Below are 19,522 nucleotides of genomic sequence, written 5' to 3' on the forward strand. Positions count from 1 at the left end.
TGTTTTGTTTAAACTACTTAATTTTTAAAATTATTTTCCCCTTAGCCCTTCCCGACTCGGCATATTCCATCGCCTTTTGAGCTTCATTAAAGGGGTAAACTCGATCAATTACAGGTTTGATTTTACCAGCCTCAATATAGTCTGCTATAATACGTAACTGCTCTCCACTTGGCTTCATAAACAAAAACGTATATTGAACATTATGCTTTTTTTCAAGAGCAGTAAGTTTAGTACTTGCTATTGAAAACAGCACCGTTTTCAAATATCCCGAACCATATTCTTTAGCGAAACGAGCATTCGGTATTCCCGAAATGGAAACAATTTTTCCTCCGTCTTTTACCACATCGAATGAGTTTTCGAGGATCTTGCCTCCAAGTGTATCCAAAACTGCATCATAATTTTTCAATATATCTTCAAATCTTTCTGTCTTGTAATTAATAATTTCATCTGCACCAAGAGATTTTACTAAGTTCGTACCAGCTTCACTTGCAGTCGTTGCAACAGTGGCACCCATTAATTTTGCCAGTTGAATAGCAAAGGTACCGACACCACCCGCACCAGCATGAATCAAAATCTTTTGTCCTTTTTGTAATTGCATGATGTCATGTAAGGCTTGATATACGGTTAACCCGACCAGAGGAATCGATGCTGCTTCCTCGAAGCTTAAATTTTTAGGTTTTAACGCTATATCATTTTCATGAATGGCGATATACTCTGCAAAAGTACCGATGTTACTCTTACGTGGACGGGCATATATTTCATCCCCAACTTTAAAACGAGTCACTTTTGCGCCGACCTTTGCCACGACACCAGAAAAGTCATTCCCAAGGATAAGAGGCATTTTATATTTAACTAACATTTTCACTTTCCCATCGCGTATCTTAAAATCAACAGGATTAATACTAGCTGCATGAATTTCTGCTAGTACCTCATATTCACCAATTTCAGGTGTAGGCATTTCTACCAAATTCATTGGGACTTTCCCATATTTCTCAATAACCATTGCTCTCATTGCCGATACCTCCAATTATTTGTATGTTTATTTTCAGTAATTTCAATAAAACTTCTCCATTAACTCTTCAATATCCGTTACAAGAGTTTTTAATAAACCTAATTTTGTACGTACATTAATGTAATAAAAGTTTTTTGTACCTTCTTTACGCATTAAAATAATACCGGCATCTCGCAAAATTTTAAGATGATGGGACACTGCAGGACGAGAAAGATGTGTTTGTCCTGTAATTTCACCTACACGCAATCCTGATTGACAATCCGTCCCCATTAAAACTAACAAGATTGATTGACGTGTTTCATCACCAATCGCCAATAGTACTTTTTGACAATTTATAAAATCTTCTTTGATAATATTTAATTGGTCCTGTTTATTCATTCTATTAATTACCTCCAATAATCGGTTGAACAGTTTAAGTTGATGAACCATATGACTGAATACAACATTATCCTATTCTTGTATTCGGTGCAATATTGAGAAAGCAAATCGAGACGAATCAAATCTTAACAGTGGTGTATTCCAGAAGAAAGTTGTATAAAAGAGAGACTAACAAGTACAACTAACTATAGCCACAAGAATGTACTATCTCTGCTTGTTTTTTACCAGCACTTGCCACGCAATTTACCACTTGATGTCAACATGTTACCAATAGAAGAACGTCCACGTTTTTCAAGTGAAAAAGCCCAATCCTCTTTATTTTTAACGAGGAATTAGGCTTTGGTCTTCTACAACAATCGCGCCAATTGTGGAATATCAATTTTATTGAATAGTATGGTTGTACTGTGCAGTAAAAACTTTTATTTGTTAGTTGCTCTTATCCAACATGAGAATCCATTAAAATAAGTAAATTGTTCACAAAGCTGATTCACCTCATACTTTTAATAGGGACTCTCATTTATTAAGGAAAGCCTACTTGAATTTATAGCAATTTTTGCTTGCAAGTTTGAGTTATGTCAGGAAAAGAGTTTATAAAGTTGCCCTGACTAAAACACAAATATTAGTACTTAGATAAAATATAAGTCAATACATCTCCGTCTATATTACCTCCGGATAAAACAAGAGCAATGTTTTTTCCTCCAATTCGCTCTCTGTAATCTATAACAGCAGCTACTGTTGTGCAACTACCTGCTTCCACAATATACTTCTCTTTTTTTGCCATGAAACTAACTGCTTTAGCAATAGACTCTTCTGAAACAACTATAAAGTCGTCCACATAATTTTTGGCTAACTCATAACTAAGCTTACCCACTCCTCCAACAAGAGCATCACATATTGATTCCTCGCTTGGATATTCTTCATAAAAAATATTGTCCTCATATGATTTTATCATAGCAGGACATGCTTCTGTTTGTACTCCAATGATACGAATTTCTGGTTTTATAGCTTTAGCCGCAACAGCTATTCCAGTAATTAGGCCACCTCCTCCTATCGGTACAACGATAGTATCAATGTCATTATTCTGCTCTAAAATTTCTAGCCCTACTGTACCCTGACCACCATAAATTTCTGGATCACTATAGTAAGCATCAATATATGTTAATTGGTGTTTTTTTATAAAATCAATTCCTAATGAATGAGCTTCATCATAATTATCGCCCAAAAGTATTACCTCAGCTCCAAAATGTTGGATTTTATCTATTTTGCTCTGCGGTGTAGTTTTAGGAACAATGATTTTTACATTATTTATTCCTAGGATAGAAGCTGCATAGCTTACGGAACTTCCATGATTACCTGAAGAAATTGCTGCAACTCCTTGACTCATTTCATCCTTAGTTAAGGTCATCATTTTATTTAAAGCCCCACGAATTTTAAAACTTTTTACTTTTTGAAAAGATTCAAGTTTAAAGAAATACTTATTACTTTCGTTCCCCAAGTAAAAAGATTCCTCAAGAGGTGTTTTAGGTACATGCTTTTTTATACGTTCATAAGCATTTTTAACATGATTAACATTAAAACTCATTATTAGTTCCCACCTTCTAAATTTCTGATTTTATTCCAAGTCCTTTTTCTTCTGCAACTTGTAGTGCAAATTTTGCTGTATAAATATCTAAAAGTGCCATTCCTGTTGCATCAAATACAGTTATTTCTTCAACGTTGGACCTTCCATTAATCTTTCCTAGTATTAAGTCACCTATCTCCCCAGTAATATTACTCTCTGTGATTATGCCTTGTTTAAGGGGTAATTCAATTTCACCAACCTGAACACAATGCTCCTTATCATCTACAAATATGCTTGCATTTGACATGATTTCTGATTCTATTTCCTGTTTACCAGCCATATCCGCACCTATACAGGAAATATGTGTTCCTTTTTGTACCCATTGATGTTTTATTAACGGTACTTTTGAAGAAGTAACAGTTATGATGATGTCACTGTTTTTAACTGCACTTTCCAAACATTCAACTTCTTCAAATATGATCGTGTCTGTATCGATCCCGAAGTCTTGTTGTAGACTTTGAGAAATACCGCTGACAAAACTCTTTAGTTTTATCTTATTTCTGGCTGCTATCCTGACCATTTTTATATTCGCCAATGCTGTTAATGTGGCAGCAATCTGAAAAATTGCTTGGTTTCCTGCTCCTAGAACAAGTAGATTCTTAGAATTTTTTCTGGCTAAATATTTAGCACCTATTGCACCAGATGCTCCTGTTCGTATCCCTGTTATGAACGAAGCATCCGTTATCCCTAAAGGCTTACCTGTTTCAGCATCAAACACGGCAATCACTCCTATTAAAGTTGGAATGCCCTTTTTTTCATTATTACCAAACCATGTTACGGTCTTATGTCCAAATAGCTTTTCGCTCTTTAAATAACCTGATTTTATGTCCATATCTGCCTTACCCGGTTCAAAATCATAAAAAATGGTTGGCCAGGTTTCTGCTTTACTATCACTTTTTGACTGGTAAACTGTTTCAACTAATCTAATCACCTGCTTGACGTTTAATACCTGTTTTACATCCTCATTACTTAAAACTCTGATTTTAAACATAGATATTAACCTCCTTTTGCTTTTCAAATAAAAATGATGACTTAAAAAACAAAAAGCATTGAATCTCACCCCTCCTAAAAATAGGCCCTAATGGGAATGAGATTCAATGCTTTTTATAGTTTTTACCCGGGGATAAAAACAGCACCGTGTTATTTTATTAGCATTAATATAGCATAAATATTATTAAAGTTTCAATAGAGAATCGTAAAACTACCCAACGTAAATGTTTTTTCTTGTTCAACTCCCGTTATGTGAAATACTTCACAAAACCCTCTGAACTAGAGGATGTTTATTACGCAGTATCCGTCTACTACGTATTACAAGAGTTAATCTAGACTGTTTGCATAAGGCTTACCTTATTGAGAATCAATCAATTTTTTATATCTTTTATCACCAGATTAATTGCAATGGTAAACAATCTGTCATTCTTTGGTACACTTTTTTGTGATTTTACGGGAAATTATATACTAGAGGTAGTACATCTCAATAGCTGTAATCATGCAATAAAAACAACACTCGCATTGCCCTAAGTTAAGGACAAGATGGCTGGGACAAACTCTTTAACTAGTTTGCATATTGTTCTTATAAAGGGAGGAGTTTCTTGCATGAATTGCTTAGAGTTGCTTTTAGACTATTGGAGATCTTGTTTTTCTTAACAATAGGATTTATTTACAGAAAGTGTTTTGTCAAATATATATAATAGCTTCGGAATAAAACTTGCAAACAGTCCAGATTAACTCTTGTATTACCTACTAGACTAATATTGCGCAGCAAGTTATTAACCAACTTGCATATATACGCATAGTTTCATAAGTGGAATAAATAATTTACTTAAACCTATCTTCCAACCAAATAAGTAAAAATATATGAGAATTGAAAGGGACTTTTTCTATAAAACCTAAAACATACTAAGATTAATTAAATCCCCATCTCTATTTACGAACGATTTAATCTAAATGCCCTTTTAAAGTACACTTTTGATTTTTAGAGTACCTAGCTGTTGATTGGAGCACAAGGCGAAGACTCCTTGCTTAGAGGTAGCGTTTTGTGGAGACCCCACAGGCGAAGCCGAGGAGGCTCCACAAGCGCCCCGCGGAAAGCGAAGCCTTGGGCGGAAATCAACAGCGGTGTTTAACAGAGTCCAAAAAAATCCGAACTAATGCAAAACTCTACTTAGAATTTCGCATAATAGTTCGGATTTTTCTTTAACAAATATTCTTTTGTCCCAGCCTCTTTCCGGAAGGCGAATTAATAGTTAGACTTGTAATTTCTAAACGTCTGCCCTCTCCATAAAATCGCAAGAGCAATAATTAATCCAACAATAGAAAAGGACAAAATGACTAATTGAATATCAAATCCTCTAGAAACGAGTAAAGTTACACTTGCATAGGCAAGCGGATCAAACCCATTCATAGCTAAGAAGACAATACTCATGACCCTCCCCATAATGCGTGGATCCGTATCTTCTTGTGCGGAAGTGAAAAACGGGATTGCAACAAAGGTCATGGTAAATCCAATGAAGAACGCTAATGCTGTCAAAATATATAAATTAGGAATTTGACTAAATGCTATCGCTACGATTAATGTTGCGATTAATCCAGTAATCGAGGTTAATCCTCTACGGCGTATTTTGATCATACCGATTATTGCTGTACTTACTAGCATCCCACCCCCTAAAGCTGCATCAATGTAACTAAGATTAATGGGTGTCCCTCCATACGTTTCCACTAAAATTGGGATTGCAATGGATATCGCTCCGAAGGCAAAAAAGTTTAACGTAATTAAAATAAGGATACCTGTAACTAAAAATTCACTTGCTTTTACATAGGAAAACCCTTCTATGAGATCTTTAAGCGGTGTTTGTTTAATTGTATTGTCTACAGGACCTTCTTTTAATAAAGGTGGAAACATAAAAAAGGCAGACAAAAGAACAATAATAGCCGAGACTAAATAACTAGTGGTTACGCCAGCGAATTCCATGACACTCCCACATATAATAGGTCCAATAACAAAACCAATCTGACCCAATCCCTGAATGACGGCATTTGCTTGTTGTATTTGGTTTTTCTGTACTATTTTCGGGATTAAGGATGTCCCAGCTGGTCCAGAAAAAGCATCTAATGTTCCAAAAAAGAATCCTAAAATGATCAGGTATACAAATGTTAATTGATCTGCATTGTTCAATAAAAATATGATAACTAGTAGAATTCCTTGAATGGAACTCGTACTGAACATAATGGTCGTCTTCTTGAATTTATCAGCGAGAACCCCACCAAATGCCATCATGAGAATACGTGGCACAGTAATGGCAATAAGTATAATGCCCAATGAACTAGCAGAACCTAAATCAGAAATGACAAACCAAGTCGTTGTCATGAAAAACATGCTAAAACCAATAAGTGCCAAAAAACTACCAATAAATAGAAATATAAAAGGGCGATTTCGAAATAATGATTGTTGTTCCATACATAACCTTCCTCTCAAACTTAATATAGAACCAATCATAAATTGTGACGTAACGTCGTAAGCAACCTTTTTTAATAGGCTTTGTTAAAGTACATTGTTTATTTTTAGGTACCCTAGCTGTTGATTGGAGCACAAGGCGAAGACTCCTGCGGGAGATAGCTTTTTTGCTAAAAGCCCAAAGAGCCTTCTAATAAATAGTAAAACTATTAACAAGTCTATTGATTGCGACCTTACGTAACAGTATATAATTCAGTAAGGTGGTGTTAATATGGAAGTGACAATTGGTCAATTTGCAAAATTAGTAGGTTCAACGGTGAGAACACTACGGTATTACGATAAAATGGAGTTACTTACCCCCAAAAAACATAATAAAAATGGTCGAAAAGTATATACACGACTAGACTGGGAACTTTTTCAACAAATCATGATTTTAAAACATTTTGGTTTATCCTTAAATGAAATAAAAGAACAAATGACTAATAAGAAGTTAAAAGGTCGAGAGTTTTTGCAGGTGCAGAAGCAGTTAATTGAAAAAAAACAAGCGGAATTAAATGATAAGTTAGAAGTAATTACGAGAATGGATCGGCTGTACAACATGGAAGGTATTTCTGAGGAAGAATTAGATGAATTTGCTTTTATTATGCTTGATTTATTTAGGCGGGAAAAATCACAAATACAAGCATGGGAAGAATATTTTAGAACTGACAAGCAGCTCATGAAAGAAATAAAGTTGCTTCATGATCCAGAATATAAGGAGAAAATGGATAGAGAAGTATGGAAATTAATTCAAGCGATTAAAAATGCTATTCAGCATAATGATTCTACAAGCAGAAAAAAAGTACAAGAAATTCTAAACGAAATGGATAACCTATTTCCAGCGAGTAGAAACTTTTTAAGTCTTATTGATGATGTTAACTTTTTTGCCAAGTACAATCATGAGTTCAATAGCTATTTTCCTGAAAACATAGCTAACTATATTTATAAAGAATTGAACACGTATTATGATGATAAAGAAAATAGTAAAGGTAATAATAAGTAAGATACAATGGGTAACTGAAAAGTAAATGACTCTCAAGAGCCTTTGTTCCACTAACGGGAGCTTATGTTGAAGAATAACAACTAATAAAACATCCCAAGCTTTTTTCCTTTAATATACTGTTCTTGTTCAATTAAAGCTCCCGTTAGTACAAGAAAAACGTTATTTATAAGAATAGTGTTAAGTTTAAATATCTTTATTTATCGTTCTTCTAAACTTTATAAGTTTCTCAAAACGAAGATAAATAAAGCTAACTGAAAAACCAACAATGAAACCACCTACTACTGCAACACCACTCCATTCAACAATATTGCCTAGAATATCACCCCAAAATACACTTTTCCAATTCCCCCAGAAGAATGGGTCTCCTTGACTGGATATATGTAATTCTGGTCTTGTTGAAACTCCTATAAAAGCAAGCTGAAATGCCATGTATAGGTAATAAGAAATAATTGAAAAGAGCCATGTCAAATTACTCGCCAAACCAGACCTCACTATTGATTTGGAAATACGTGCTTCATATAGAGCAATGGGGACAATCGGTACTAACCAAACACCATAAGTCAATACTCTCCAAAAAGCCTCTCCCTGAACAAGTACATTAGAAATAAACCTATGGGAAAAAAAGTCAAACACTCCAAATATAATTCCAATTACTATATAGATGAACCAGCGTATTTTCACTAAAACAATACCTCTTTTCAGATTTATTTATCTTAAAATAGATAGTTATTATTGTATATACGGTTTACTTCTTCAACAAACCTTCTTAGTTAGCGAAAGAACTGAATTTTCATATTTTTTACCACATAATGCTATAAATCCTTAAATTTACAAGAAATAGACTAAAATTGTGATTACAGCCACAAGAATGTATCATCTCTGTCATGTTTTTTACCAGCACTTGCCACGAAATTTACCACTTGATGTCAACATTTTTTACCAATAGAAGAAAGTCAACGATTTTTAATTAAAAAAGCCTAATCCCCTTATCTTTAACTAGGAATTAAGCTTTGGTCACGGTTCCATTGAAAGTATTAATTTCATTCTTTTTTTTAATACCGAACTGAGTAGAAAAATTAAAATCACTTGGCATACCTTTTGGCGTATTTTGAGTGGTAGTATTGGCTACATTTTTAGAAATCTCGTTGTCAAGTTCCTCTTCTTTACCCCTTTGCTGGCAGCCCAATAAACCTATTGACAAAAATATTAAAGATAAAATTAAGCTAAGTTTTTTCAATATCATCACCCCTTTAATAATTAGACAGAATTTTGTAGTTTATACGGAAAACCTTAAGCAAGGGGCGACCATCTATGCTGCAATCATATCCGTTAGCTTAACTATAAACCTGGTACTAATTTAATGGAAAATTCTCCTTATATTATTGAATTATAAATAACTTTGTTACACTAAACTGCCCTATTGCTTAATAATCTATATATTCCTACAATATGTTTTCACCTTGGTAAAAATAAAACGAGCGCAGCTCCTTGTTACAGGATTGCGCCAGATTACTTATATCACTTAACACCAGATGTAAGTCCGTAAAACCACCAACAATCAAAAACGTTGATTGCTAATCGTGACGTAAAGAATAGGTAATTGTCGTTTATTATCATTCTCTCTATTTACATTATACTGCTATTTACAAGTTATTTATAGACTGTTCTTTTTGTAATTTGGATACTATACTCTTATATGCAACCTAAAAATATAGGAGGTGTATCAGTATGAATAACGAAAAAGATGTCTTAGATAATGGTCCATTTTTCCATGGTACTAAAGCAGAACTAAAAATTGGGGATTTATTAGAACCACAATACTTATCAAATTACCAAGAAAAAAAATCTAACTATATCTATTTTACTGCGACACTGAATGCTGCTAAATGGGGTGCTGAATTAGCAAGATCTAATTCAATAGAAAGAATTTATATTGTAGAACCATTAGGTGATTTTGAAAATGATCCGAACTTAACTGACAATAGATTTCCTGGAAACCCAACACGTTCTTATAGGTCTAAATCTCCTTTGAAAATAATAGCCGAATTAAGTTCATGGGAAAGACATTCCGAGGATGAAATAAATCATATGCTTACATCTTTAAAAAAGTTAAGTGAACAAGGAAAAAATACAATATACGATTAATCCTTAAAACCTATAAAAGCATAACTCAAGAAAACCAGAAATCAATTTTCGTTTACAAAGGGCATATATCGTACGATTAAGTAGTTCAGTTTTTGTGGAGAAACATCGTATATAGGATACTAATTAGCAGATTTAATCACAAATTAACTCAGTCTATTCTAATTACCGTTACTTCAACATTTATTCGCTTTTGACACAGAAAATAACATAGCAAATATCACCCTGTTATTTAGGTTGTTAAATTGATTGTTAATTGACTTTCAACTTGAAAGAATAAAAGGGAAATTCTAATTATATGTTAAAATAGGTATATAGATTGTTAAGAGTTGAAACGAAGTAGTTTAGCTTTAAATTGATTGAAGAGGGGATTTAATAATGAAAAGAATTTGCAATCAATGCCAAACTGAAATGTTAAAAGATTGTAAAGTAACTGTTGAATATGACGTATCTGGAATTACGATTAGTCAAACGCGTAAAGGACTTTTCAAAAATGTTTCTGCAAAGACTAAAGCAGCTGTATGTCCAAATTGTGGGAATCTAGCTTTCTATATTGATGATTACCAAATATTTAATAAATAATTACTTATTCAGCGTACGGGAACTTTAACAGAATAGGTGTAATAATAAAAATCTCAGAGGACTATAACTCTGAGATTTTTTATTTGTTATTTGGTGTGAGATTTCCACTGTGAATTATGGAGCTATTTGTAAAGATTTTTCTTTTTTCTCCACATTATCTAAACTACTTATCACACGATGCATAGCCTTTTAGTCAGTAGGCGACTTATTATTTTTAGTGAATCGTTCTGGAAGTTTAGACCCCTTCTCCGATTCATCTTTTAAAAATTGAAACAAATCCTCTTTCGATAATGGATAACTTATGAAATATCCTTGCACTTCATCAGAATTCATTTCTATAATAGTTGCTAACTCTTCTTCTGTTTCAATTCCTTCACAAACAACCTTGATGTTTAAATCATGTGCTAGATTGATCATCGCAGAAGTAATTGCAGCATTTTCCTTTGCACCAGGTAAACCTGTTATAAACGAACGGTCAATTTTAAGTATATCAACCGACAATCTTTTCAAATAGGAGATAGACGAATTGCCTGTTCCAAAGTCATCAATCGATAAACATACGCCTAAAGCGCGTAAGTTATTTAAAATAAATGATATTTCTTGGTCATCATTTATGAGAATACTCTCGGTCACTTCAAGTTCCAAAGAACTAGGAGGCAATTGATATTGTTGGAGCATGGCGTTTACCTTTTGGTCAAAGTGTGAATGGTATAGCTGTCTAACTGAAACATTGACAGAGACTTTCAAATCTATCCTTCCAGCCAAATGAAGATGTTTCAAAGTTCGTAAGGATTCCGAAAGTACCCATTCGCCCAACTGGACAATATCGCCCGTTTCTTCTGCTATCTTGATAAATTCAACAGGATTTACTACACCTAATTCTAGATGTTTCCAGCGCACTAAAGATTCGAACGTAGAAATTTCCCCAGTTTTTACATCCATTCTAGGTTGATACATCAGATAGAAATCATTAGTCTTAAGAGAATTTGCTAATGTAGTCTGCAAAATAAACGTTCTTTCCTCTAGTTCGCTCAAATTTGACTCAAAAATTTTAAAATAATCCTTACCTCTTGATTTTATATAATACATCGCTTTATCCGCTTTGCTAACCAGTTCATTTATTTCCGTTCCGTGAATAGGGTATGCACTAATTCCAATACTCGCTGTCGTGCGAAACAATTTATTATCAATAATGAAACCTGGCTTAAAAGATGCCATAATCCTTTTTGCGACTCTTGTAGTAATTTTTACATTTGGAATATTAGGGGTGATGACAACGAATTCATCTCCCCCTACGCGAGCAAGGGTATCTTCGGCTCGAATGCTATTAAGTATTCGTTTCCCCGCTTCTATGATTAGTTCATCTCCGTAGACATGACCTAAATTATCATTAACAAATTTCAAGCGGTCAAGGTCTATATACAAAATTCCCATCATAAGCGAATTATTCTTCGCTTCTTCAATATGTAAAGTCATTAGTTCCAATAGTCTTCTTCGATTTGGTAATCCTGTTAAATGGTCTTGATAAGCTAACTTTTCAATGGTTTTCACGTGTTCCTTTTGTTCCGTTATATCTTTAGCAATGCAAAAAACACCTTCTACTTCGGACTTCACAGTGATCGGCATGAAGGTCACGTCTAAATCAACAAAATGCCCTTCCTTATGAATGGCTTGGAGCTGGATTCTTTTCGGTTCGCCCTGCAATACCTGCTCAAATAAACGTTTTGCTACTTCAATATAATCAGGACATACGACATTGATGGCAAATTGATGTAGGATCTCTTCTTTGTTATAACCAAATGTCCTTAACCCCATCTCATTAATAGACAGTATATTTCCTTCTATATCAAGCAAAACAACCGTGTCTAAATTGTTTTCAAAAAGGGATTTGTATTGAACTTCTGAACGTTCTAACCTATTTTCCTCAAAGAGTCTTTTTGTAATGTCTTGCATGGTCCCAACAATCATGGTAGGTGGTCCATTCTCGTCCTGCATGGATTGTGATACGGTAAATACCGTTCTTATAGAACCGTCATTTCTAAGAAGTCGAAACACATTAGTGACAGAGTGTCCCTTTACTTCCTGTTCCTTACTAGTTATAAGCAGCTCACGGTCATCGGGATGAACTTTTGATAACAATAATTCAAAACTCGCTTCTTCATTTTTCGGGATTTCAAGCAGCTCGTAAATGGGGGTGCTCCAAATAAGCTTTTCATGAATAGTATCGTATTCCCAATAAAAAATGCCAGCAGTTTTCTGTGCCTGAGTAAGAGCTTTTTCACGTTTTTCTAACTCAATTTTCATCAGGTGTTTTTCAGTTATATTTACAACATTTCCTATAATAACATTTATTCCATTAAACAATTCTAATGATGGATATAAATCTAAATATAGCTCAACCCCATCTTTTCTTCGAGCACTTATTTGATAATTAGCAGCAACATCTTTTCCTTCAAGTCTATCTTTCATGTTTTTAGAAAGTATCTCTTGAAAATTAACTGATACAAGATCACTAAGTCCAATTTTCCTTCCATAAAATTCTTCTCTTGAATAACCGAATAACTCTGCAAAGGCAGGGCTAACATACAAAAAACCTTTATCGCTGATAATATAAGCGGCTATAGTAGAGCTTTCCAGTGTTAATCTATATTGTTGTATTTCTATTTGGGAAGTAATGTATTTCTTGCGTTGTTTCCTTATGTAATTGAATATTATCAATAAAGGTAATAACAATAATATCAATAGGATTCCATGAAGGATATAAGGGGGAATATGAAGGGCATCGGAAAGTTTGTGAATAATAAGTTGGTCTAAAATAATAGCGAATATAACGAAGACGATGGCAAAGATTCCTAACCCTAATGAATAAAATGCAGTATTTTTCAATATGCCAACCTCCACACTTTTCCGAAATAAATCTTCAATAGAAATACCTTCTCATCATTTAATTAGTTCTTATTTATTATAACTAGCAAAGGAGTTCTTTATGAAATTTTACATAACCCCTGTTTGTAGTACAAATAAAATAGGGTTGCAATATATGAGGTGTAGAATTCGACATCCCTACAAATCACAGGGGTGTCATCATTCCCTATCAGTTGCTCGGAGTTAAAATGCTTGTTTCAAAACATATTAAGTGAAGCCTGACAACTTACATGTAATACATTGGGCGGTAGTCGGAATTTCCTCAGTCTTAATAATGATCTCATTCTTGAACTGATACTTTGGTTGCAATAGCTGAACCAAGAGAGACGATTGCTATTAAAGTGGTCGTCTTTTCTTAATTGATTATTCTAAACCTATTAAGTAAATTCCCATAGCAGGTCCATATGCTATATTCAAAATCTGAGTCATTACACAATAAATGATGGTAAATAAAAGTAAATACACTTTACTATCTCCCTTTATCTTTATTCCATTAGGTGGACCTCTGTAGAATATCAGTTAAATGTTGCTAAGAAATAATAAAATACAATAGATAACAGGACATATGAAAATGGCGATTTTCAATGCACGATCAAGTTTTTTTCCTTTAAAAACTAATGTTAATAATAAATATGTTATGGTTGCAAAAAACATTGGGATAAAACCATGATAAGATATACTTAACAAGCCAAATATAATCGACAATACTAAAATACATAAATTAAATTTAGTGAAATTAGTGGAACTAATTTTATTATATTCCAATTTTTTCAACTCCTTTATTACTATAATAAACTTCTAACTTTCTTAAATCCATAATATTCTATTAAGATAATTGATTCTATTAGTGCTAGGCGAAAGCGTTAAAAAGATCAGAGTATAAATAGCACATCTTCTAATTTAGAATAAATAAGGACAGCATAGGTCTGTCCATCCAATATAGTAAAACGAGACTTGTCCTTATTTATCTTATCAATCAACTCTCTCTTTACCTCAATACGCAATCTCTGATAATTCTCCTAAGTAATCGGTAATAATTTCGCTTTCTATTATTTCTCTATCTACACATTTAACATAGTATGCCTTTGCTTTTGGTCTGGAGCTTACAGAGGTAGTTAGTGTTTCATTTTTAAAATGAAGAGCAGCACCGTCATCTACCGCGTAACCTTCTTTTATTTTTCCCTCTAAAATTAATTGGTGATAGGAGGGTTTCCTTTTATTCTCTCCATCATAATGAGGACAATTGCTGCCCTTCAAATAGCCTAAACAATCTAATTTATATAATGGTGCGTTTACAGGGTCAGTTAACCCTTCTTCAAACCAACAAATGGAGCCAGCACTAAGTCCAGCAAGGATAACCCCCTCGCTCATACGCTTTTTTTATAGCCGCATCTAACCCCCATTCTTTCCACAGAACAAGCATATTTCTGGTATTGCCACCACCGACATAGATGACATCTTGCTCAAGAACATATCTTTCTATGTCTGTAAATTCTGGCTCGAATAAAGATAAGTAAGAAGGTTGGCAAGGAAGCGTCTTGAACGCTCTATAAAATCTATCAATATAATTTGTTTGGTCACCACTTGCGGTTGGAACAAAACAAACCTTCGGAAGATCCTTTTTCACTTGATTTAAAATGTATTGATCCAGCAAAAGATTTTCTGGTTCCATCGAAAACCCTCCGCCACCCATTGCTATAATCTGTCTCATATATTCATCCCCAGATTCCCCATCATAATTTATTAATCTCCAACCACAGCTTCTCGATTATTCGCTATCCCACTCAATTTCCATATGTTCTAAGTCTGCGAAGCTCTTATTTGTCGCAAAACTAATTTGAAAGATATTATTCTTATTTTCTATCCAATATTCGTAGGTAACATCAGGTTCACTCTCAAAAATGACCCCTATATAATAGGGATTTTTAGATTTATGGCCAGGTAAACGGTGAGGTACTGTTGAGATTACCCATTCTTCACCTGGATATCGTTGTTTCAAGTAAGGCACCAGTAAGTCTACTTTTTCACTAATTTGTACATCAATCCAATGCGGACGAACAACATAAAAAATAGAGTATGCTATTAAAATAACGATCGCTACTGTCCAGCCAACTTTTCGCCATTTACCTTTTAGAAAAAACGAGACAGCGATTATCGTGATAAGTACTGCACCAACAAACATGAGCTCAATAATTTCTACTGGATGCATTTTTCGCCTCCTTATGTTCGTCGGTAATTTACAAATATAAAAATTTTTAATTATTTCAAACTTCAGAAAATAACAGAGAAATTACTCCTACATAGTTAGATATACTCTGTATCGTTATTGAAAATTCATTATTAAATAATGCTTATGAAAATGTAGAGATTTCTAAATTCTCCGATTGAAGAACTAAGGCCGTTAACCCTGTTTCACTACCAGAAATATGCCCTTCCCCTTTTTCCCAAAAACTCCTTGCCCCTTTTTCAGCAACTTTCTCTGATTCTCTTCTCCTTCTACCCATCCCTCACCTTGAACGAATATGAATAACTGAGGTACTTGTGCTTCGTGGTACCCAACTACTCCACCTTGGTCAATATGAATCAAACCAATATTTGTTGGTTCCTGCGTCTTCATTATTTTTGAGTAAAAAGCAGAAATAGAGTTGTAGTTACCAATACTACTTCCAATTTCCTTACTGAAATCTAAAATTTTCATTTTTATTCCCCCGATGAGCTGCTCCGCTTTTTATTGATGGAACTGTTTTTCGAACTAAGATTAATTAGATGATGTTATATTTTTTCAATGCATATTCTATGCCATCTTCACTCGATTTTTTTGTCACGAAATTAGCAACCTGTTTTAATTTTTCATTTCCATTCCCCATAGATATACCAAGTTGTACTAGCTGCAACATATCAATATCATTCTCTCCATCACCAAATGCAATAGCCTCTGACTTATTAAAGCCAAAATAGTCCAAGGTTTTCTTGATCGCAACAGATTTAGAAACATCTTCTTGCAAGACATTCAATACATATGGGTGCCACCTTCTAAAGGAAAGACCAGGGAACTTACACATATATTTTTTTACGGTTTCATCATCGGCAAATAAGCACATTAAATATATTTCCTGATTGTCCACTAAAGAATTAATCATAGGATACTTATCTAGGGATAATGTTTCCTGCAAGGCCGATAATATGTCCATACTCTCGACACCATTCATACTAAACTCTTCGGTGTAAAAGGACAAAGCGTTATTTTCTGTTCTAGCAAACTCATAAACTTCTCGAACAATAGTGTTATTCAAGACGATTTTATGAATAACCGTTTCTTTGTGCTTTACATAACCACCATTGGCTGTGATAAAAGTGTCGATTCCTAATTCTTTTATATCCTTACACATTGACAATGGTCTGCCTGTCGCAGCCACGACTCTAATTCCCTTATTTATCAATGCTTTAATAGCTTCCCTTGTCTTAGTTGATATACTTCCGTCTTCATGACTGGTAATAGTCCCATCTACATCGAAAAATGCTATTTTATAATTCATTATAAACGCCAACTCCACTTTACCTAATTATACCATCTTAGTGATATTATAGGTTAGAATTTGTGGGGATTTTCTTTGTACGGAGCGAGATGCTTGAATTGTTTTTATTAAGCTATCCAACTATACAAGTGTGGTTGTGGTAATACTTGCTCACTTATTTTGGTCGGTTCCATTGTCTATTTGGTTGTTCCGCAAAACGAAAGAAGCAAAGGTCCCTCCCTTTGCTTCCTTTTGAACAACACCTGTATTTAGTGTGGCCAACAGACCTTGATTACTTCGTCGCTTGATTCTTGGAAGTTACTTAGGTATCAGCAAGAAAACCATCCTTCGTTTCACAAATCTGTTATTGAATACCCCTGTTTCTTATAGGCAAGTTTGATCTTATTTATTGCTTTCCCCATTTTATTCTGTCAAAAGCATAACCAAAACTAATGCCTATCACTTTGCCATCAAAGTGCACAAAAGATAATTCTAAATTGTTTTGATGGTCAACATATCCTATTATATAAATGGTTTGTTCTCTGTCTTCAAAAGTGAAATAATCCTCTCCATAAGCAGAAATCACCTCTTCAATTGGTATGCCTAATTTAATTCCCTTTGCACTTGAAGATGTATCGTTGTCTTCCAAAACTCCGACTTGTAAAATTTCCTTTGTTTCTCTATCAACACTCAAAATAATATCTTTATTCCGATACTGATCAGTATTTCTTTTCCTGGCATAGTATTCATTATCTGGATGCGGTTCAAATTGTCCGTGTTTCCTTATTAATGTTTCATCATTAATGGACATACTTACTTTAATATCATCAATACTCTCACTTAATAAATCTGTGGATATAACTTCTCTCATAGCGTCTTCCATATTTTCTGTATTACAGGCTGTTGTCAAAGTTAGTATCACAGTTAAGCAAAGCAATAAACACATCCTATTAATTAACATCTGGGCAAAACCTCACTATTTTATCTATTAATCAAGCATAAAGTGACGTTCATTTTTTGCTTGTTCTAATAGGAATATTCTCTTTATTATGTAGGATATCAATTATTTCCTTCACTATTAACTTCTGCGCTTCGTCTCCATGTTTTGGTAAGAATAGTTTCCCCGCATATAACCCTTTCCCTATGTAAAAAATATAATTATTAGGCGTAGATACAATAGTTAATTTAGCGTTTTTCGTATATTTTTCTTGCTCTCTTCCGGAAAAAACGAACCACTGACTCTTCTTATCAAAGCGTATATCAAGCGACATGGCATTTCTTTTCTTATGAGTTTTGTATAACTTTTTACCAAAAGATTTTACAGCGTATTTCCAAAAAAATTGACAAAGAATATACAGAATAAAACCCAATATTATCCCCAGTAATATAGCATCATTATTAAGCTTCGATAAGTGTTCAGCGTTCTCTGCTATAGCTAAATTTGCTCTTTTGTGATGAAAATATCCCAATAATATTGCAAAAGGAATACTTAATATAAGTATCCAGTAAGCGAATCTTGTAGCAGGTAGGTTCCTCATCATTTCTTCGCAATCATTTTGTGTGACTTTTAACTTAGTTTGTAATACTTCCATTTTATATCTGCTTCCTTCCTTATAATTTCCATATAAATCATAACATAAAATAAGGAAAACCTATGACTCTACTATTTTATTTAGTTCTTAGGATATTTGAATTTACATTACTTATTGTTACATTAAAATACCAAACTAAAACTGTGAATAGGAATTATAACAACACAAGCAAATTACGTTTGCGAACAAAATAAAGCCCCCTATAATTGTCCCGTTAATCTACAATAAAAACACTAATCTATACAACGTCCCTTATAATTCAATTTTAATTAATTGAGTAACTTTTTCTCAAGAATGATTTTATGTACTCCCTTTTCATCCGTATCGGTACTGATGACATCAAATCCATGTTTAATATTCAAAATTAACATGCTACGCCATTTGTTCATTGTTTTTGTTCGGACGATCTTATAGCCTTTACTCTTCAAATATTGGTGTTGTTTATCTATTAAATTAGTGAAAAGAAATAAATGCCTCTCATTAGATATTCGTAACGAGAGGACAAGCCTCATACTGGTCTTTAATTAACAAACTTTGATTGTCAAGTTAGCTATAAATAACGAACTATCGCGTTGAGCCTGAAAATTCTATCTGTCTATTATTTAACATCTTTGCCCATTCACTATCATTCCAAATATTAGGATTGTCAATCGTTTGATTTTCACCACGTACCAAGAAATCATAACTATCTTTTGCACCAGTATACCAATCAACAATGACCAAATTGCCGTTTATATTACGTATTAGAAATTCAGTGATTTCACTATAACCACCTACAGCCTTGTTAATATCCACAGGTAATTTTAAATAGAGAAAACCTCCATCCACATCATCCGTATACTCTACTTCCCAATCGCCAATCGTAATATTTTGGACATTATCATTTAAATTACCGTACAAATCATGTTGGGACTGAATTTTCTTTTGCATATACTGTTTAAGGTTATCGTTATCGATAACTGTTACCAACTCAATATCCAATCCGTTCCAGACGGCTTTATAATAGTCAGTAAGCACACTCTCACACATTACATAAGCCATTTCAAAATCCAGTTCAGATAGTTCCCCTTCATTTTCAGCTAAATATTAAGGATATTTTTGTAATACATTCCGTTCTGTACTTGATGTAATCTCAGTGCTTATAGCACTATTTGTGGTACTATTTCCTGAGATTTCAGGCGTATTCTTTTCGTACTCATTAGTAGTATCACAGGAACTCAGGGTAAATAAGACTATTAATAAAAAAGCAAATTTCATTG

Annotated in this window: 17 protein-coding genes and 2 pseudogenes; 3 read left to right on the forward strand and 16 right to left on the reverse strand. The window is 33.7% G+C overall.

Features of this window, described 5'->3' with window-relative positions; genetic code table 11:
- Positions 1–13: 13 nt before the first annotated feature.
- From BK580_RS12665 to BK580_RS12685, 5 genes are all read right to left on the reverse strand, one after another.
- Positions 14–1,012 (reverse strand): NADP-dependent oxidoreductase, encoded by a 999-nt coding sequence (locus BK580_RS12665; RefSeq protein ID WP_078380696.1) that lies wholly within the window; start codon positions 1,010–1,012, stop codon positions 14–16.
- 42 nt (positions 1,013–1,054) lie between these two features.
- Positions 1,055–1,399 (reverse strand): ArsR/SmtB family transcription factor, encoded by a 345-nt coding sequence (locus BK580_RS12670; protein WP_139364989.1) that lies wholly within the window; start codon positions 1,397–1,399, stop codon positions 1,055–1,057.
- A 610-nt stretch (positions 1,400–2,009) separates the two neighbouring features.
- Positions 2,010–2,972: a threonine ammonia-lyase gene (locus tag BK580_RS12675; RefSeq protein ID WP_078380698.1), complete on the reverse strand. Its 963-nt coding sequence runs from the start codon at positions 2,970–2,972 to the stop codon at positions 2,010–2,012.
- Between the two features lie 16 nt (positions 2,973–2,988).
- Positions 2,989–4,002: an ornithine cyclodeaminase family protein gene (locus BK580_RS12680; RefSeq protein WP_078380699.1), complete on the reverse strand. Its 1,014-nt coding sequence runs from the start codon at positions 4,000–4,002 to the stop codon at positions 2,989–2,991.
- Between the two features lie 1,248 nt (positions 4,003–5,250).
- Positions 5,251–6,468, reverse strand: a complete 1,218-nt coding sequence (locus BK580_RS12685; protein ID WP_078380700.1) for an MFS transporter — start codon at positions 6,466–6,468, stop codon at positions 5,251–5,253.
- A gap of 268 nt (positions 6,469–6,736) precedes the next feature.
- On the opposite strand from BK580_RS12685, the gene BK580_RS12690 reads away from it, so the two are divergent.
- Positions 6,737–7,507 (forward strand): MerR family transcriptional regulator, encoded by a 771-nt coding sequence (locus tag BK580_RS12690; protein WP_078380701.1) that lies wholly within the window; start codon positions 6,737–6,739, stop codon positions 7,505–7,507.
- A 183-nt stretch (positions 7,508–7,690) separates the two neighbouring features.
- Here BK580_RS12690 and BK580_RS12695 read toward each other — a convergent pair whose 3' ends face one another.
- Positions 7,691–8,188: a hypothetical protein gene (locus BK580_RS12695; protein ID WP_078380702.1), complete on the reverse strand. Its 498-nt coding sequence runs from the start codon at positions 8,186–8,188 to the stop codon at positions 7,691–7,693.
- Positions 8,189–8,510: 322 nt separating this feature from the next.
- Positions 8,511–8,744 carry a hypothetical protein gene (locus BK580_RS12700; RefSeq protein WP_078380703.1) on the reverse strand — a complete coding sequence of 78 codons (234 nt, stop codon included), beginning with the start codon at positions 8,742–8,744 and terminating at the stop codon, positions 8,511–8,513.
- Positions 8,745–9,235: 491 nt separating this feature from the next.
- On the opposite strand from BK580_RS12700, the gene arr reads away from it, so the two are divergent.
- Both arr and BK580_RS12710 read left to right on the forward strand, forming a co-directional pair.
- Positions 9,236–9,652, forward strand: a complete 417-nt coding sequence (gene arr, locus BK580_RS12705; RefSeq protein WP_078380704.1) for an NAD(+)--rifampin ADP-ribosyltransferase — start codon at positions 9,236–9,238, stop codon at positions 9,650–9,652.
- A 375-nt stretch (positions 9,653–10,027) separates the two neighbouring features.
- Positions 10,028–10,231, forward strand: a complete 204-nt coding sequence (locus BK580_RS12710; RefSeq protein WP_078380705.1) for a hypothetical protein — start codon at positions 10,028–10,030, stop codon at positions 10,229–10,231.
- A gap of 189 nt (positions 10,232–10,420) precedes the next feature.
- Here the strand turns inward: BK580_RS12710 and BK580_RS12715 are convergent, their stop codons facing one another.
- From BK580_RS12715 to BK580_RS12760, 9 genes and pseudogenes are all read right to left on the reverse strand, one after another.
- On the reverse strand, positions 10,421–13,117 hold the full coding sequence (locus tag BK580_RS12715; RefSeq protein WP_139364889.1) for a sensor domain-containing protein: 2,697 nt from the start codon (positions 13,115–13,117) through the stop codon (positions 10,421–10,423).
- Positions 13,118–14,149: 1,032 nt separating this feature from the next.
- Positions 14,150–14,867: pseudogene (locus BK580_RS12725) on the reverse strand (Type 1 glutamine amidotransferase-like domain-containing protein).
- 57 nt (positions 14,868–14,924) lie between these two features.
- Positions 14,925–15,365: a hypothetical protein gene (locus tag BK580_RS12730; protein ID WP_078380708.1), complete on the reverse strand. Its 441-nt coding sequence runs from the start codon at positions 15,363–15,365 to the stop codon at positions 14,925–14,927.
- A gap of 192 nt (positions 15,366–15,557) precedes the next feature.
- Positions 15,558–15,854, reverse strand: coding sequence for a cupin (locus BK580_RS12735; RefSeq protein ID WP_235864042.1), 297 nt, complete (start codon positions 15,852–15,854; stop codon positions 15,558–15,560).
- 64 nt (positions 15,855–15,918) lie between these two features.
- Positions 15,919–16,692 (reverse strand): Cof-type HAD-IIB family hydrolase, encoded by a 774-nt coding sequence (locus BK580_RS12740; RefSeq protein ID WP_078380709.1) that lies wholly within the window; start codon positions 16,690–16,692, stop codon positions 15,919–15,921.
- A gap of 385 nt (positions 16,693–17,077) precedes the next feature.
- On the reverse strand, positions 17,078–17,632 hold the full coding sequence (locus tag BK580_RS12745) for a hypothetical protein (RefSeq protein ID WP_139364890.1): 555 nt from the start codon (positions 17,630–17,632) through the stop codon (positions 17,078–17,080).
- A 49-nt stretch (positions 17,633–17,681) separates the two neighbouring features.
- On the reverse strand, positions 17,682–18,263 hold the full coding sequence (locus tag BK580_RS12750) for a hypothetical protein (protein ID WP_078380711.1): 582 nt from the start codon (positions 18,261–18,263) through the stop codon (positions 17,682–17,684).
- 269 nt (positions 18,264–18,532) lie between these two features.
- Positions 18,533–18,715: pseudogene (locus tag BK580_RS24150) on the reverse strand (GNAT family N-acetyltransferase); the annotation flags it as partial.
- Positions 18,716–18,827: 112 nt separating this feature from the next.
- Entirely contained in the window at positions 18,828–19,304 is a 477-nt protein-coding gene (locus tag BK580_RS12760; RefSeq protein WP_235864043.1) for a hypothetical protein, read from the reverse strand.
- Positions 19,305–19,522 lie beyond the last annotated feature (218 nt).

This window comes from Sutcliffiella halmapala (genome assembly GCF_002019665.1).
Taxonomy (GTDB): domain Bacteria; phylum Bacillota; class Bacilli; order Bacillales; family Bacillaceae_I; genus Sutcliffiella_A; species Sutcliffiella_A halmapala.